Origin of the sequence: Synechocystis sp. PCC 6803 substr. PCC-P (assembly GCF_000284455.1) — a bacterium.
Lineage (GTDB): Bacteria > Cyanobacteriota > Cyanobacteriia > Cyanobacteriales > Microcystaceae > Synechocystis.
On record NC_017039.1, the window covers coordinates 1,584,178 to 1,599,478 of the forward strand.

Here is a 15,301-nt window from a genome sequence, read left to right on the forward strand (position 1 = left end):
AAAGCTGGGGCAAAAGGGTGCTATTTCTGCAACTGGACTGGCCCTAGGACTAAGTAGTTTTAACTAGTCTTTTTCTCTGCTTTGATCCAGGCAGTTAAGGTGGGGACAACGGCGGCGATCGCCAGATTTTGCACACTTTTATCGGCCCGCTTGACCACTTCTAGCTGTCCTTGTTTGAGGGATTTGCCGGTGACAACCCGATAAGGAATGCCAATAAGTTCAGAGTCTTTAAATTTGACCCCGGCCCGTTCGTTGCGGTCATCCAGCAGCACATCTACCTCGGCGGCCTGGAATTCTGTGTAAATTTGCTCGGCCACCTGCATTTGTTCTTCGTCCCCCACATTGGGTACCACAATGACTACTTCGTAGGGGGCGATCGCCGTGGGCCAAATAATGCCGTCTTTATCGTAACTCTGCTCAACGGCGGCCTGGGCTAAGCGGGACACGCCAATGCCGTAACAGCCCATCACCAAAGGTTTTTCTTCCCCCTGTTCGTTGGTGAAGGTAGCTCCCATGGCTTGGGAATATTTGGTGCCCAATTGGAAAATATGCCCCACTTCGATACCCCGGGCAGTTTTCAGTTCCCCTGTGGGGTCATGGACCGGGCGATCACCAGCCAGAGCTTTACGCACATCCACCACCAATTTAGGCAGGGTAAAGTCGGTGCTCCAGTTGGCTCCAGTAACATGGTAATCAACTGCATCAGCGCCGGTGGCAAAGTTGGTCAAATCCACCGCGGTTTGATCTACCAGCCGGAGAAATTTGTCTGCTACTTGTTTATTTGTGGCAATGTAATCATCACTAATGCCGGGGGAAATATAACCCAAAGGTAACGGTTTTGCCGCCCATTTTTGCTGTTCTTTTTCATCGGGAACAGTCAAACTTAAAATATTAGTGCTTTCATAATGGGGAGCTAGTTTGGTCAACTCGTTGGTTAATTTAACTTCATTAACTTCTTGATCACCCCGGATACTTACCAACACTAAAACCGCTTTGCCGGAATTGTACACCGCTTGATATAAAACGTTTTTCACCACATTGCTGGCATCACAGTCTAAGCATTGGCACATCTTGGCGATCGTGGCGGTATTGGGGGCTGACTGTTTTTTATAACCACTAAAAGGGGAAGGTTTAGCATCGGGGGCAAGGGACACTGCTTTTTCCACATTGGCGGAATATAAACCATCTTCGGTGTAGAGAATTTCATCTTCCCCGGCATCGGCCAGCACCATAAACTCCTGGGAACCGGAACCACCGATCGCCCCGGAATCCGCATCCACCGGCCGGAAATCTAGACCACAGCGGCTAAAAATATTTCTGTAGGCCTGGTCCATGGCCCCGTAGGTTGCCTTTAAACTAGCTTCGTCACTGTGGAAAGAATAGGCATCTTTCATAATGAACTCCCGCCCCCGCATAAGCCCAAAACGGGGACGAATTTCATCCCGGAATTTGGTCTGAATTTGGTATAAATTCACCGGCAATTGACGATAGGAACGGATCATTTCCTTGGCGATCGCCGTGATTACTTCTTCATGGGTGGGGCCCAAACCAAGTTCCCGTTCTAGTCGATCCCGGAGGGCAAACATAATTCCTTCGGACTCTGTGTAGGTATCCCACCGTCCTGACATTTTCCACAATTCCGACGGCTGTAGCTGGGGCAATAGGCACTCCTGGGCCCCGGTGCGATTCATTTCTTCCTGGACAATGCGCTTCACTTTTTCTAGCACCCGCCATATCAGAGGTAAGTAGGCGTATAGACCACTGCCCAAACGACGGATAAAACCGGCCCGCACCAGAAGTTTATGACTGGGGATTTCCGCATCCGCTGGATCGTCTCTGAGGGTGACAAAGAGCATCTGGGACAGTCGCATAATGAGCCTAGGTAAATGACGCACTGACCCATTATCCCACACCAGTTAAATTGTGTTGAATGACTGCGCCGAGAATCCCTTAATTCAGCTAAAATCGGAGTGCCACTTGAATCCGGGGATGTATTTGCTCTGTATTTTCCCCAGTATTTTGCTCCCGCTCCCCTATGATAATTTTTCTCGTCTAGTTATCACTTTCCCCAGCTCTCTGCCATGGATTTTCTCGCCTCCGAGTCCTCAGCCCCCGTCAATGCCGGCGTTCATGTCAATGTGATGGAAACGTTGGTCTATGAAGAGATTGATAAACAACTGCGTTTTTACCCCAAAAACTTGAGAAATTATCTCAATTTAACCGAGGTGGCAACCTACGCCCTCAATCGTTTACCGCCCCTCTATGCCTCCAGTGTGAAGGGAGTGGAAGAACAACGTCGGGTGGCGGCCCGCCAGTATCGCAGTGAGTTGACTTCCGCCGTTCGTCGGGCGATCGCCGCAGTGGAGAGGGACCCTTTACGAAGCTCTGAACCCATCGTTTCGGAAATTGAGGTGAATTATCGGGGAGCAGAAAATACCCTGGGACAAATTCAGGAATTGCTCAAACGCTACAACTTGTTGGAACCAGTTAACAAAGAAGTTACCTGGGACAATTGTTTACCTTTACTAAGGCAAGCCTTTTTGAAATTGACCGCTGTCCAATCCCCTACTCCTCCCGCCATTAATGAACGGCGATCGATGCCTTTGCCGCCCCCGCCCCCCATTAGAACTCCGGCCATGGATAACCGCCAGATTGACCCCAAAAATACCCTTTGGTAATTGGTTAATTGGATTTATGGAGCCTTGGCCAGGATTTACTCTGGGTATATTTCCAAAGATGACCGACAAAATTAATTCTCAAACATAATTTGATTGCCCCGCAAAGCAATAATTCTGATCTTTAACGGTCCGACCACCGATGTATCCTCAGCGGCGATCGCCCGGACTTCATTGGGGGGATTATCGGCCTGACGGCGCAGTTGTTCGATAAAATCAATCAAAGTTTTAATGCGCCCATCCTCCACTTGTATCGGGCCCAAAATACCTTCCCGACGGGCACGGAATTGGGCGGCAGCCAGGAGATAATCAATCCGTTTTTGGACATCAACTTCGCTAAAGTCGGAGGATTCGAGGGAAATGGTGGCAATGGTTTCCGCTTCTCGAAAAACTTGGCGGTTGGGCACCACGTCAAAAAAGACCCGAATTTCCCTTTCTTCCTGCACATAATTCCCCGCTGATAGCACCCGAATAACATATTCCTGGCCTGGTTGGAGTTGGCTTGTAATACTATCCACCTGGGCGGTGGTCACCCGGACAATGGGTTCATCGGGCACGGGCATATTGGGGGTTTTAACCAGTTGTAGAGCAGTGCGATTAGCCTGGCGCAACAATTGATCCACGGCACCAGTGACAGCTTCGCTACTTACCACCCTTAGACCACCAAAGGCCAATAACTGACCCCGCAGAATGGCAATTTGTTGCCCCCGCAGCTCTTGGTAATCTTGATAATAGCGTTCGAGTTCTTCCACTTCCCTCTGCAGGAAACTTAGTTCTGTTTCTAGCCCCTGTAACTTTTCTTCCCGGGCCTGGATGTCATTATCTTTAGCGGCGATCGCCTGGTCGAGTTGATCAATTTTGGTGTCCCGTTGATTAATTTCAGCTTGTAACTGTTGGCGCTGGGCCTCCAAAGAAGCAAACCTTTTCTCCAAAGATTGCACCTGTTCCCGCTGACGGGCAAGGACTTTTTCCTGTTGGGCAATGCGTTCCTGACGCTTGGATAATTCTTGATCCCTCAGTTTTACCTGACTCTGAAGTTCTGAAGATTCCGCTAATAGTGAGTCCTTTTGTTCGTTCAATTGAGCCCTTTCCGCTGAAAGGTTAGCCACCTCCTGGCGCAAATTACGGGATTGTTCCGATACCCGGCGCAATAACTGCAAAGCTTTGGTATAGTTTCGATTCAGCTCCCGACTGCGCTCCTGCACCAATTGTTGCTCTTCGCGTACAGCCGTAAGTTCCGATTCAATTTCTTCTTTCGCTTGGCTAGCCTGTTCCAATTCTGTTTTGGCCACCCGCAACTGCGCCAAAATATCATCTAGTTGAAACACCCCCTCTCGTAAGGATTTACTAAAAGTAAACAAAATCCCCAGGGTGGAAGCGGAAATCAGAGTGCCAGTAATCACCGTCAACAATACCGCCGTCTGTCGGGGTCGCAGTTTAAACAGACGTAGGCGAGCTTTGCCCACCTTACTGCCCAAATGATCCCCCAGCGCAGCAATGATTCCGCCCAAAACTAGGACAGAAAGAACCAGAATATAGGCACTGGTCATAGAGGGTGGTTAGGTAAACTGTTGACTGAGAGCAACGGGGTTATGGACGGTAATTTTCTTTTTCGTGATGGAGATCATATTACCCTCCCGCAGATCTCCTAGGAGCCTAGTCACCGTTACCCTGGTGGAACCAATGGCTTCGGCGATCGCCTGATGGGATAACTTGAGGTCAATGCGAATGCCGTCCGGGGCAGGTACACCAAAATCTCGACAGAGAATCAGCAAAAAACTAACCAAACGAGAACCCATATCCCGGTGGGCTAGGGTTTCAATCATCATTTCCGTCTGGAGAATGCGGGAAGAAAGCCCCTGTAACATCAACAATGACAGGTCGGGATGCTCCTTGAGAGCCTGTTCCACCTGTTCAATGGGGGCAGACAGTAACTCCACCGGGGTAAAAGCCACTGCGTGGTAAAAACGGTCAGAACGTTGCCCGGTAACTAATGATAACACCCCAAAAACACTGTTCTCCCTCAACAGAGCGACGGTAATTTCTTCCCCGGCTTCGTAAACCCTAGATAACTTAACAGCCCCCTTGAGCAAAAAATAAACCCGTTCCGCCGGATCCCCAGGAAAAAAAATTGTTTTACTCCGATCAAACGTTTCCACCACCGGGGGCATCAACTCACTGCCTAAGCGTCGAAACACTGCCGCTAGGGGACGATCTTGGGTTAGGGACTGATCCATGCACGTTCACGGTAATGGGGGCATCAAGGGAAGTGCAAAACCCCATTCTGTATCAAGATTATACACAACGGATTACATGCGCTCCACACTGCCAAAGAAAATTGGTTCCACCCGAATGGCAACGATCGCCGAGGGTCGCACCACCATGTACTCGCCCTGAATATTTCTGATAGGCACACTGATAAATTCCTGGGAATCGTGCTTGGGCACAACTTCGTTGCTATACCATTTTTGGAAATCTTGAATGGTCATGAAACGGACTTCCTCTCGATGGCCATTGGCCAAAAACAGATGGATGGCAAATTCGTCGGCTTTTTGCATGGTCAGGGTCCCTAATGATTTCGTTTAGATTATCCTCCATCCCGTGGACAGAGCAACGGTGACAAAAGGTCCAGCCTAGGTTGGCTCCATTAAATTTTAGGTAACAAAAGGTAATGGAGAAAAAAATAACTTTACGTTGGGGGCAATGGCAACAAAATTGCCTAGAATTAGCTCAGGTTTCTTGCCCACTGCTCCAGTCCAGCAACTTGGTTGATCCCCCCCCTTTAATTAATCTCGATATAGCTTCCATGGTCACTTTTCCCTTAAACCTCCGTCGTTGGCTGCAGTCCGTTTGTTTGGGAGCCCTCACGGCGATCGCCGTTCAATTGCCGGGCAAAACTGCGGAAAATATCTTTTTCACCTACGGGCCAATCAAGTTGACGGTGCGGGTGGAATCCCTAGAAAGATTTGTGCAGGATGGCACTGTGGATTCCAATCTCAGCTTTTTATTTAATCTGGTGGGAGCTTCCGAAGAAAAATTAGCAAAATTAAGGGAAATTATGGGGCTCCGGGCAGAGGTGGACCCCGTTGTGCTGAGTAACTTTTTTAACACCAGCCTGGGGGAAGATTCCCTGGCTAGGGCAGCGGTGATTCTCAATGCCCCCTGGGGAGCTAACTCCAAATATGGTATTCGGGCCGCAATTGTGCAGGCAGCCGAGGATCCAGAAGGGGGACTAAGCCTCATCAATTTCATCAAAAAGTATCCCACCGATATCCATTTCCAAGGGGAAGTGGTGGAAGAACGGGCCCGGGCGGTGGAACTGCTAGTTAAAGCTTCCGAACACTTCATTGATAAGATGATTGCCCTCTCGGAAATTGAGGCGGCTTCAGAAGGGGATATCAACTTTAGTGCTTTACCAGATCCCACTGAAATGGGCCCCTACGGTGTGGCCCCCAAAGAAACCTGGTGGTTAAACGACCAAAGTCGTAACCGTCGTTTTTACGTGGATGTTTACCGCCCCCAACGCTGGAAAGAAGGCAAAACACCAGTTTTAGTTTTTTCCCATGGTTTGGCTTCCCGTCCGGAAGATTTCGACAATGCGGCGGAGAAAATGGCCTCCTATGGTTTTGTGGTGGCTTTGCCCCAGCATCCCGGCAGTGACATTCTCCAGGCCCAAGCTTTACTCAATCGCACTTCTCGCCAGGGTTACTATCCCACCGAGTTTATTGACCGGCCCAAGGATATTAGCTACGTCATTGATGAGTTGGAACGTCGCAATGCCAGTGAGTTCGGCGATCGCCTTAACTTGACCCAGGTAGGGGTGGGGGGCCACTCCTTTGGGGGTTATGGCGCGTTAGCTGTGGCCGGGGCCACCATTGACTGGGATTTTTTGAAATCGGAATGTCGCATTGGCCAAGGAGTCCCCAACACGGCCCTGTTATTGCAATGCGATGCCCTAACCCTGCCCCGGTCCGATTATGACTTCCGAGACCCCCGGGTAGTGGCAGTGCTGGCGGCCAATCCTGTTAACAGTGCGATCTTTGGCGTATCGGGACTGCATAAGGTTACGGTCCCAGTTCTATTGCTTGGGGGCAGTTATGATCCAGCCACTCCTTTTGTGTTGGAACAGGCCCGTTCTTTCCCTCGCTTGGCCAGTCGTGATAAGTATCTAACTTTGATGGAAGGGCAAGCCCACGTAGATTTCTCCAAAATTGATGCCAATATCAAAAACGTGGTCGAGTCAGTGGAAGCAGTCAGTTTGAAATTGCCTGATCCAAACCTACTCCACACCTATGGTTCTGCTGTCATGGTGCCCTTTTTCCAGTTGTATGTAGCTGGGGACGAAAGTTTCCGCCCCCTAGTGGAGAACGGAGCCGCCCATGCCGCCTATTTGAGTCGGGATCAAGAATTCAAGTTTTATCTAATTAGCCAAAAATCCGAGGGAGCTTTAATTAAGGACATTGAGGAGTTCCGCCGCACCAACGGTCTGACTCCTCCTCCCAATGAGTTTCCCCCCCAAACCATTTCCGATAATTTTTAATGTGAACTAGCCATGAAAATCACTCTAAATCTTAACGATGATTTTTTCCAAGCAGCAATGAATCTTAGTCCAGATATGACCTTAAAACTGCTATTGAGCATGCTTTACAAGCGTACCTAGAACAATAAAAATTACTGAAAATCATCAATATATTTGGGACAATAGAATAAGGTCTTGATTATGACTATAAACAACAGGGAACTGTCCAATGGAAGTCATCGTAGATACCAGGATTTGGTCGTTGGCACTGCTAGGACGACAATCCAATTTAAATCAAGATATTACAGCCCAACTTCAGGCTCTCATTCAGAATGGTCAAACTTTAATCAATACTACTGATTATCAATGTTTGTTAAATCGTAAAGTAGAGTTATGGCCGCAAATCCTTAAATCCTTAGAAAGCTTAATCTACCTAGGGACTACGGATAATTTCCCCCTCTAAAGAGTAATTCCACCGTTGTCGGCAAGGGGTTTTGCTCTGTGTTGCCGTGGCTGTGCCTGTACTTTGTCATTAGAATCAGGATTAAACTCCGTTGGCCCATCCCGGCCCTGAATGGCAGGGTTTTCCCGTGTCATACTTTTCGGTAATAATCAGAAATTTAGGTGGTGTGAAAAAATCATGGCTGTATCCCTTAAGCAAGCCCTAGTAGTAGGCAGCTACATTGTTGGTCAGCGGCTCCAGGGCAAAAAGCGGTTCCCCCTAGTGCTGATGCTAGAACCCCTATTCCGCTGTAACCTGGCCTGCCAAGGCTGTGGAAAAATTCAACATCCCACGGAAATTCTCAAGCAAAATCTCTCCCCAGAAGATTGCTTTCGGGCAGTGGAGGAATGCGGTGCCCCGGTGGTATCCATTCCCGGTGGTGAACCTCTGCTCCATCCTCAAATTGATGAAATTGTCCGGGGCTTGGTGGCCCGCCGGAAATTCATTTATCTTTGCACCAACGCAATTTTGTTGGAAAAAAGCCTCGACAAATTCCAGCCTTCCCCTTATCTGACTTTCAGCGTCCATCTCGATGGCCCCAGGGAACACCACGATAAATGTGTCGATCGCCAAGGGGTATTTGATAAAGCTGTTGCAGCCATTAAAGCAGCTAAGGCCAAAGGATTCCGGGTTACCACCAACACCACCGTGTTTGAAGGGGCCAACGTGGCAAAAATGCAGGCATTTTTTGACTATCTGCAAACCCTGGGCATTGACGGCATGATGATCTCCCCAGGCTATAGCTACGAGTGGGCACCGGATCAAGACCATTTCCTCAAACGGGATCAGACCAAAGCCCTGTTCCGAGAACTACTAGCTCCCTGGAATAAAGGTAAAAAAGCCTGGAATTTTAACCACAATCCCCTCTTTTTAGACTTTCTCATGGGGGAAAAGGATTACGATTGCACCCCCTGGGGTAGCCCTAGCTACAGCGTGCTCGGTTGGCAAAAACCCTGCTACCTACTCAACGAAGGTTATTACCAAAGTTTCCAAGAACTACTGGAAGAAACAAGATGGGAAAATTACGGTCCCAAAAGCAACAATCCCCAATGCCAGGATTGCATGGTCCACTGTGGCTATGAACCCACCGCGGCCCTCGATGCCCTCCACCCGGCCAATATGGGTCGGGCCATGGGCAGTTTAATCAGCGCCTAGGGAGTAATGCCATCGCCAGAAGCCCAAAGATCCCCTATGATTGGCGAAGAAATTTTGAGAATGCCAAAGTTTACAATGCCCTGATTGGCACGGTTTCGTTCACGGTCTGGTTATCTGCATGCATATTGCTTGGTTAGGAAAAAAAACGCCCTTTTGCGGCAATGTAACCTACGGTCGGGAAGTAACCAATGCATTACTAGACCGGGGCCATCAGGTCAGCTTTTTGCATTTTGCCCAGGAGGAGGAGGGAGAACCCCTGGCGGAAAATGGTTGCGCGGAAGTGGCCTTACCGTTTCTATTTAAATCAACCGTTTATACCATCCCTACCCCCCGCTCCAGCCGGGTTTTAACCGATGCCCTGGCCAAGTTAAAGCCGGATTTGGTGCACGCCTCCTTAACCCTTTCTCCCCTGGATTTTCGTTTGCCGGAAATTTGTGAAGAATTGGGCTTACCTTTAATTGCCACCTTCCATCCCCCCTTTGACAGTAAGCTACGCAATTTTTCCTCCAGTACCCAGTTTTTGACCTACCAACTCTATGCCCCCTCCTTGGCCCAGTACGATAAGGTAATCATCTTTTCCCGACTACAGCGGAACCTTTTACTCAAGTTGGGGGTGCCCCGGCAACGCCTGGCCATCATTCCCAATGGGGTTGCGGTGGAGCGCTATTGTCCAGGGCAAAATGACCTGAAAAAAGAGTACCAGGCCGAACGGTTATTCATTTATCTGGGACGCATTGCCCCGGAAAAGAACGTGGAAGCTCTGCTCAAAGGTTGGAAATTTTCCGACATGGGCCCCCATTGCAAACTGCTGATGGTGGGGGACGGCATTTTAAAATCGACTCTGCAAACCCACTACGGCCCGGAAATGGGAGTCCATTGGTTGGGCTTCGTGGCCGATGAATTGACCAGGATTCAACTGTTGCGGGCTGCCGATGCCTTTATTTTGCCTTCCTTGGTGGAGGGTTTATCCCTATCTTTATTGGAAGCCATGGCCTGTGGCACAGCCTGTGTGGCCACCGACGCTGGAGCGGATGGGGAAGTGCTGGAAAATGGGGCGGGCATTGTGCTCAAAACCCAGGGGGTGACTGCCCAACTCAAAATTCTTTTGCCGCTACTACGGGACCATCCAGAGATTACGGATTTGTTGGGACGCAAAGCGAGGGAAAGGGTGTTGGAGCGCTACACCTTTGCGGCCAATATGGTGCAATTGGAATCCCTCTATAAAACTTTGGTGCCCCACCAAGCCCATTCTACGAACCTAAGTTCCTATTTTTATCTGCTGGAATGACTATTTCCCGTACCATTTGCCTTGGTTTCATTGCGGCGATCGCCGGGGGAACATTACTGTTGCTGATGCCCCTTGCCACCAGTACTGGGGAGTGGGGTAATCCCTTGGTGGCTTTGTTTACTGCCACTTCCGCTGTTTGTGTGACGGGGCTCAGTGTGGTGGATGTGAACAAGTACTTTTCCTTTTGGGGAGAATTGACTGTCATGTTGCTGGCCCAGTTGGGGGGGTTGGGCTACATGACCCTGACCACTTTTTTGATGATCCTGATTGGGCGCAAATTTGACCTCCAGCAACGGTTTGCCATCCAAGAATCCTTTGACCATCGTTTTGCCCAGGGCAGCAATAATTTAATCAAATCAGTCATTGCCACCACGCTAATTTTTGAAGTTACTGGTACTATAGTTCTTTTTTTTGTTTTCCTTCAGGACTATCCTCCCCCCCGGGCCCTTTGGTATGCCGTTTTCCACAGCGTCAGTGCTTTTAATAATGCTGGTTTTAGTCTTTTTGCCGATAACTTAATCGGCTATCAAACCTCCGTGCCCCTTAATTTGACCGTTTCAGCCCTAATTATTTTTGGTGGCATTGGCTACCAGGTAATTATCGAGTCCTATTTCTGGTTAGTGCGAAAGGTAAAAAAATCCCAACGACCCTTTGCCTTTTCCCTTAACCTACGGGTGGTGGTGCGGGTGACTATTTTCCTGCTGTTGTTAGGCTTTTTCGGCATTCTGATTTTAGAGGCCCAGGGCAATCGAGCTTTTGCTCAGTTTTCTTTCCAGGATCGTTTACTGGTCGCCTGGTTCCAGTCGGTGACTACCCGGACAGCGGGCTTTAACACCATTGATTTGAATGAGCTGAGTTCTACTAGTTTGGTGCTGGTGATGTTGTTGATGTTCATTGGGGCTAGTCCCAGTGGCACCGGCGGCGGAATCAAAACCACCACCTTTGCCATTTTGGCCAACTGCACCCGGTCAGCTCTGCGGGGCCAGGAAAGGGTAATTATTGATGACCGCTGTATTCCACCCCAGTTAATTCTCAAGGCGATCGCCGTGGTGTTTGGTTCGATGGTGACGGTGATTTCCAGCATAAGTTTGTTGATTTTCCTGGAGTCGGAGCAGGAAGCGGTGTCCTTGGCATTTGAAGCGGTGTCTGCCTTTGCCACAGTAGGGCTTTCCTTGGGCACTACCCCAGAGCTAAAACCCCTTTCCCAACTGGTCTTAATTGTCACCATGTTCATTGGTCGGGTGGGCATTACCATTTTGATGGCGGCGATCGTGGGGGATCCTAAGCCAAGTTTGATTAAATATCCAGAGGAAAATTTGCTGGTAGGCTAATCCGGCTTCCCTATTCTGTTGAATAACAACGATATCAAGGTAGCCCATTTTGTCAGTAGGCCCCTCAGGGAAAAACAAGCCTAGGTTATGGATCAAGTTAGTTAGATGGATGGGGAAAAGTTCTGCTTAACCGGGCGGTCTGCTACAATTTTTGAGATTCAATGGGTTTTGATCAATGGCTGTAACGCGGGCGAAAATTGCTTTAGACGCAATGGGCGGTGACTATGCCCCCGAAGAGATTGTTATCGGTGCTATCCGGGCGAGTCAGGAATTAGATGTAGATATTTTCCTTGTCGGCGATCGCCAGGCCATTGAGGATTGTTTAAACCGCCATCCCCATCAGGGCATTAACCTTACCATTGTCGATGCGGAAGGGGTGGTGGAAATGGAAGAAGATGCGGTGGTGGTGCGCCGTAAGCCCAAGGCGTCCATTAATGTGGCGATGAATTTGGTCAAAGAAAAACAAGCCGATGCGGTGGTGTCCGCTGGCCATTCGGGAGCGGCCATGGCGGCGGCCCTACTGCGGCTGGGCCGTTTAAAAGGCATTGACCGGCCGGCGATCGGCACCTTATTTCCCACAATGGTTCCCGGCAAATCGGTAATTGTGCTAGACGTGGGGGCCAATGTGGATTGCAAGCCTAAATACCTGGAACAGTTTGCCCTCATGGGAACGGTGTACAGCCAATATGTGTTGGGGGTTGATAGCCCCAAGGTTGGTCTGCTGAACATTGGTGAAGAGTCTAATAAAGGTAACACCCTCGCCCTGCAAACCCATGAATTGTTGCAGAGTAATCCGGAAATTCCCTTTGTGGGCAACGCCGAAGGAAGGGACGTACTTTCCGGTAATTTTGATGTGATTGTTTGTGATGGTTTTGTCGGCAATATTGTGCTTAAATTTGCCGAAGCGGTGGGGGAAATTTTACTGAGCATTGTTAAAGAAGAACTACCCAGGGGCTGGCGGGGCAAATTGGGGGCCATTATTTTAGCCCCCAACCTCAAACGCATTAAGCAACGGGTGGACCATGCCGAACATGGAGGAGCCTTACTATTCGGGGTCGATGGGGTTTGTGTAATTAGCCATGGTAGTTCCCGCAGTGGCTCCATTTTTAACGCCATTCGCCTAGCTAAGGAGGCGATCGATAATCAGGTTTCTGTGCGCATTAACAGTTCCACTTCCCTATTAATGGAACGACAAAAAACAGAGGAATTACAGAATATCTAGAAACTCCCCCCGGCCATAGTGACTCAGGGGCCAGCTTTGTCCTATGCTTTAAGCCTGTAATCGCTCACCATGACATCAGCGGGAGTCAGGACTTTTGAATACCCTTGGCAGTGGCCTCAAAATTATTGGCAGTGGCACGGCGATCGCCGACCAGAGTTTAACAAATCAAGACCTGAGCAACATTGTCGAGACCTCCGACGAGTGGATCCAGTCCCGCACGGGGATGCGCCAACGCTACATTTGTTCGGCCCAGGAAAATTTGGCCAGTTTGGGGGTAAAGGCCGGCCAAAAAGCCCTGGCCATGGCGGGACTACAACCGGAAGACCTGGATTTAATTATTCTGGCCACCTCCACCCCCGATGATTTATTTGGCACTGCAGCCCAAATTCAAGGGGGATTGGGGGCCACCAGAGCCTTTGCCTTTGACATAACGGCGGCCTGTTCTGGTTTTGTGGTGGGGTTGAACGTAGCAGCCCAATTTTTACGCACCGGGGTTTACCAAAGGGTTTTAATAGTGGGAGGGGATGTACTTTCCCGTTGGGTGGACTGGTCGGACCGCACCACCTGTGTGTTATTCGGTGATGGAGCCGGAGCCGTGGTGCTACAACGCCAAGCCCAGGACAATTTGCTCGCCTTTGAAATGTACACCGATGGCACTGGCAATGGCTGTCTTAATTTGTCCTATCAAGCAAACCCTCAACCTTTAACAGCAGAAAAAACCGTTGCCCAGGGCACCTATCAAGCCATCACCATGAACGGCCGGGAAGTGTACCGTTTTGCCGTGGCTAAGGTGCCCGAAATCATCGAAAAAGTACTGTTTAAAGCCCAGTTGACCACCTCCGACTTGGACTGGGTAATTCTTCACCAAGCCAATCAACGCATTATGGATGCGGTGGGCGATCGCCTGGGTATTCCATCCGAGAAAATCATCAGTAATGTAGGGGAATACGGCAACACTTCGGCAGCTTCCATTCCCCTGGCTTTGGATCAAGCGGTGCGGGAAGGGAAAATTAAAGAGGGAGACCTAATCGCCCTGGCCGGCTTTGGGGCCGGCTTAACCTGGGCTGCTAGCATAGTGCGGTGGTAAATAATCAACAGTCTAAAGTAGTTAGTAGTTACTAGGCAATGGATTAGTAAACGTGGAAGGAGCTGGCCACTGTGTCAAACAGACTTTTCACTGTGTCCCAGCGGTCTTCTGCCGTGGATAAATCAAACGTAATTAACTTACCCCGGTTAGTGGTCACACTGGCCAAATCGTGGCGCTCCACATTGTCCCCCACCAACACCCGGTACTCCAGAGTGTAATAAACCTGACCGTCCTCATCCCTTGCCTCCGCATTAATTAATTCCGCCTGGCGATCGCCTTGGGAAGCATCGTTGACGGTTTTCATAAAGCGGTAACCCACATCGGTGGCTGTGCCCAAATCCGTCAAGGTTTTATCGCTGGGGATTTCACTAATAATCACGCTCAAATTTTCATCCCGCTCAATCAGGTCCCGGAACACCACATCCACCCCAGGGGAAGCCCCCTTAACGTCCACCCCAATCCAACCATTGGGATAAAGAAACTCATAACCATCTTTGGTGTCACTGTAGCGTTGCAGACTGGCAATGCCCACTCCTCCACAGGCGGTGAGGGTAAAGCTCAGCAGTAAAGTTACCAGGACTACAGCAGTGGATAGGGACTTTTTCAACATGGGAGAAAGGGAAGAACTGGGCAAGAAGGCAAAATTACCTTTCCTTACCCATTAAACCTCCAATGGTTGACCAGAAACTAGAGGTAGAATGATTCCCGCCAGAAAAAGAAGTTTAACAATTTGCCATGGGCACTGTTCTGAAGCGGGGAGGAAGGCTATGGCCTCCTCAACCAATTTATTTCCTGCCTAACCCAGGGGACGTTGTTGAGGCTATAAGTTGAGGCTATAAATTTAACTTATTAAAAGGTTCGACAAATTTGAGATAGTTTTGTGGCAAAGATACTGCTTAGGAACCAAATATTGCATAAACTTAGAGATATAGTTTTTTCTAAAAAAATAGTCTTATTTCTATCTATTGAATCGGGGCAATTTAAACTCAGAATAGATTAGTTGTTCCCAGCTGAAACCATCGTGTGCTTTTTCCAGAGGCGTTTTTGGCAATTTTTCCTCTGGTAAATTTCACCGACTTTGGGGCAATGCTCATAATCACCATAGAGTGAAATCCATGAACAAGTTTGAATCAAGACAATCGGAACCAAAGACAAATAACAATGCTGGTTGGATAATTCATGTGTATGATAAAAGTCGCCGTCTTTTATTTGTTCTAGAACCTTCCCACGCTTGGCTCTTTTTCCTGGGTTGTGGTGTCGGCTTACTACTGTCGGTGGTTTGGGTCAATGTTGCTCGCCATAGTCCTCCGCTAGAATCCTCCCCAGTCAAGGTCTCGCCTCCCTTCCAGGTCGACTAGTCACAACAATTTAAAAATCAGAAAAATTGTCCCATTGATCAACTTACAGGGGGCCATTGAGCAAAATCCGGGGTCACCATCTAGTCCCCAAAAAGCTGGCGATCGCCAAATAATAGTAAAACTTATCATTCAAATTTAAAATTACTTAGCAGATCCAGGGGGAC

General features: G+C 49.1%; 13 protein-coding genes. 8 read left to right on the forward strand and 5 right to left on the reverse strand.

The window, feature by feature from the left end; all coding sequences use genetic code 11:
* Positions 1–59 precede the first annotated feature (59 nt).
* Positions 60–1,871: a proline--tRNA ligase gene (proS, locus tag SYNPCCP_RS07430; protein WP_010872633.1), complete on the reverse strand. Its 1,812-nt coding sequence runs from the start codon at positions 1,869–1,871 to the stop codon at positions 60–62.
* A gap of 210 nt (positions 1,872–2,081) precedes the next feature.
* Here proS and SYNPCCP_RS07435 point away from each other — a divergent pair, with 210 nt between their 5' ends.
* A complete protein-coding gene (locus SYNPCCP_RS07435; protein WP_010872634.1) occupies positions 2,082–2,678 on the forward strand; it encodes a late competence development ComFB family protein in 597 nt (198 codons plus the stop codon).
* Positions 2,679–2,749: 71 nt separating this feature from the next.
* On the opposite strand, the gene SYNPCCP_RS07440 is transcribed toward SYNPCCP_RS07435, so the two are convergent.
* The 3 genes from SYNPCCP_RS07440 to SYNPCCP_RS07450 all read right to left on the reverse strand — a co-directional run bounded on the left by SYNPCCP_RS07440 (position 2,750) and on the right by SYNPCCP_RS07450 (position 5,233).
* Entirely contained in the window at positions 2,750–4,225 is a 1,476-nt protein-coding gene (locus tag SYNPCCP_RS07440) for a DUF3084 domain-containing protein (protein WP_010872635.1), read from the reverse strand.
* Between the two features lie 9 nt (positions 4,226–4,234).
* Positions 4,235–4,912 carry a global nitrogen regulator NtcA gene (ntcA, locus tag SYNPCCP_RS07445; protein ID WP_010872636.1) on the reverse strand — a complete coding sequence of 226 codons (678 nt, stop codon included), beginning with the start codon at positions 4,910–4,912 and terminating at the stop codon, positions 4,235–4,237.
* Between the two features lie 72 nt (positions 4,913–4,984).
* Positions 4,985–5,233, reverse strand: a complete 249-nt coding sequence (locus SYNPCCP_RS07450) for a hypothetical protein (protein WP_010872637.1) — start codon at positions 5,231–5,233, stop codon at positions 4,985–4,987.
* Between the two features lie 113 nt (positions 5,234–5,346).
* On the opposite strand from SYNPCCP_RS07450, the gene SYNPCCP_RS07455 reads away from it, so the two are divergent.
* From SYNPCCP_RS07455 to SYNPCCP_RS07485, 6 genes are all read left to right on the forward strand, one after another.
* A complete protein-coding gene (locus SYNPCCP_RS07455; RefSeq protein WP_010872638.1) occupies positions 5,347–7,215 on the forward strand; it encodes an alpha/beta hydrolase in 1,869 nt (622 codons plus the stop codon).
* Positions 7,216–7,768: 553 nt separating this feature from the next.
* Positions 7,769–8,851 carry an adenosyl-hopene transferase HpnH gene (hpnH, locus tag SYNPCCP_RS07465; protein WP_010872639.1) on the forward strand — a complete coding sequence of 361 codons (1,083 nt, stop codon included), beginning with the start codon at positions 7,769–7,771 and terminating at the stop codon, positions 8,849–8,851.
* Positions 8,852–8,969: 118 nt separating this feature from the next.
* Positions 8,970–10,139, forward strand: a complete 1,170-nt coding sequence (locus SYNPCCP_RS07470) for a glycosyltransferase family 4 protein (RefSeq protein ID WP_010872640.1) — start codon at positions 8,970–8,972, stop codon at positions 10,137–10,139.
* Positions 10,136–11,470: a TrkH family potassium uptake protein gene (locus tag SYNPCCP_RS07475; RefSeq protein ID WP_010872641.1), complete on the forward strand. Its 1,335-nt coding sequence runs from the start codon at positions 10,136–10,138 to the stop codon at positions 11,468–11,470. Before SYNPCCP_RS07470 ends, SYNPCCP_RS07475 begins: the two co-directional genes overlap by 4 nt.
* Before the next feature lie 175 nt (positions 11,471–11,645).
* Positions 11,646–12,692, forward strand: coding sequence for a phosphate acyltransferase PlsX (gene plsX, locus SYNPCCP_RS07480; protein WP_010872642.1), 1,047 nt, complete (start codon positions 11,646–11,648; stop codon positions 12,690–12,692).
* A 94-nt stretch (positions 12,693–12,786) separates the two neighbouring features.
* The gene (locus SYNPCCP_RS07485) at positions 12,787–13,779 is read left to right on the forward strand and encodes a beta-ketoacyl-ACP synthase III (RefSeq protein WP_010872643.1); all 993 of its coding nucleotides are present in this window, start codon (positions 12,787–12,789) and stop codon (positions 13,777–13,779) included.
* A gap of 43 nt (positions 13,780–13,822) precedes the next feature.
* Here SYNPCCP_RS07485 and psbP read toward each other — a convergent pair whose 3' ends face one another.
* Positions 13,823–14,389 carry a photosystem II reaction center PsbP gene (gene psbP / locus SYNPCCP_RS07490; protein WP_010872644.1) on the reverse strand — a complete coding sequence of 189 codons (567 nt, stop codon included), beginning with the start codon at positions 14,387–14,389 and terminating at the stop codon, positions 13,823–13,825.
* A gap of 505 nt (positions 14,390–14,894) precedes the next feature.
* On the opposite strand from psbP, the gene SYNPCCP_RS16820 reads away from it, so the two are divergent.
* A complete protein-coding gene (locus SYNPCCP_RS16820) occupies positions 14,895–15,137 on the forward strand; it encodes a hypothetical protein (RefSeq protein WP_071822649.1) in 243 nt (80 codons plus the stop codon).
* Positions 15,138–15,301 lie beyond the last annotated feature (164 nt).

What these genes read in the sequence shown, in the direction of transcription:
- psbP (WP_010872644.1), bottom strand. Translation starts at nt 14,389, where the DNA reads ATGTTGAAAAAGTCCCTATCCACTGCTGTAGTCCTGGTAACTTTACTG.
- plsX (WP_010872642.1), top strand. Translation starts at nt 11,646, where the DNA reads ATGGCTGTAACGCGGGCGAAAATTGCTTTAGACGCAATGGGCGGTGAC.
- SYNPCCP_RS07450 (WP_010872637.1), bottom strand. Translation starts at nt 5,233, where the DNA reads ATGCAAAAAGCCGACGAATTTGCCATCCATCTGTTTTTGGCCAATGGC.
- ntcA (WP_010872636.1), bottom strand. Translation starts at nt 4,912, where the DNA reads ATGGATCAGTCCCTAACCCAAGATCGTCCCCTAGCGGCAGTGTTTCGA.
- proS (WP_010872633.1), bottom strand. Translation starts at nt 1,871, where the DNA reads ATGCGACTGTCCCAGATGCTCTTTGTCACCCTCAGAGACGATCCAGCG.
- SYNPCCP_RS16820 (WP_071822649.1), top strand. Translation starts at nt 14,895, where the DNA reads ATGAACAAGTTTGAATCAAGACAATCGGAACCAAAGACAAATAACAAT.
- SYNPCCP_RS07440 (WP_010872635.1), bottom strand. Translation starts at nt 4,225, where the DNA reads ATGACCAGTGCCTATATTCTGGTTCTTTCTGTCCTAGTTTTGGGCGGA.
- SYNPCCP_RS07470 (WP_010872640.1), top strand. Translation starts at nt 8,970, where the DNA reads ATGCATATTGCTTGGTTAGGAAAAAAAACGCCCTTTTGCGGCAATGTA.
- hpnH (WP_010872639.1), top strand. Translation starts at nt 7,769, where the DNA reads ATGGCAGGGTTTTCCCGTGTCATACTTTTCGGTAATAATCAGAAATTT.
- SYNPCCP_RS07435 (WP_010872634.1), top strand. Translation starts at nt 2,082, where the DNA reads ATGGATTTTCTCGCCTCCGAGTCCTCAGCCCCCGTCAATGCCGGCGTT.
- SYNPCCP_RS07455 (WP_010872638.1), top strand. Translation starts at nt 5,347, where the DNA reads ATGGAGAAAAAAATAACTTTACGTTGGGGGCAATGGCAACAAAATTGC.
- SYNPCCP_RS07475 (WP_010872641.1), top strand. Translation starts at nt 10,136, where the DNA reads ATGACTATTTCCCGTACCATTTGCCTTGGTTTCATTGCGGCGATCGCC.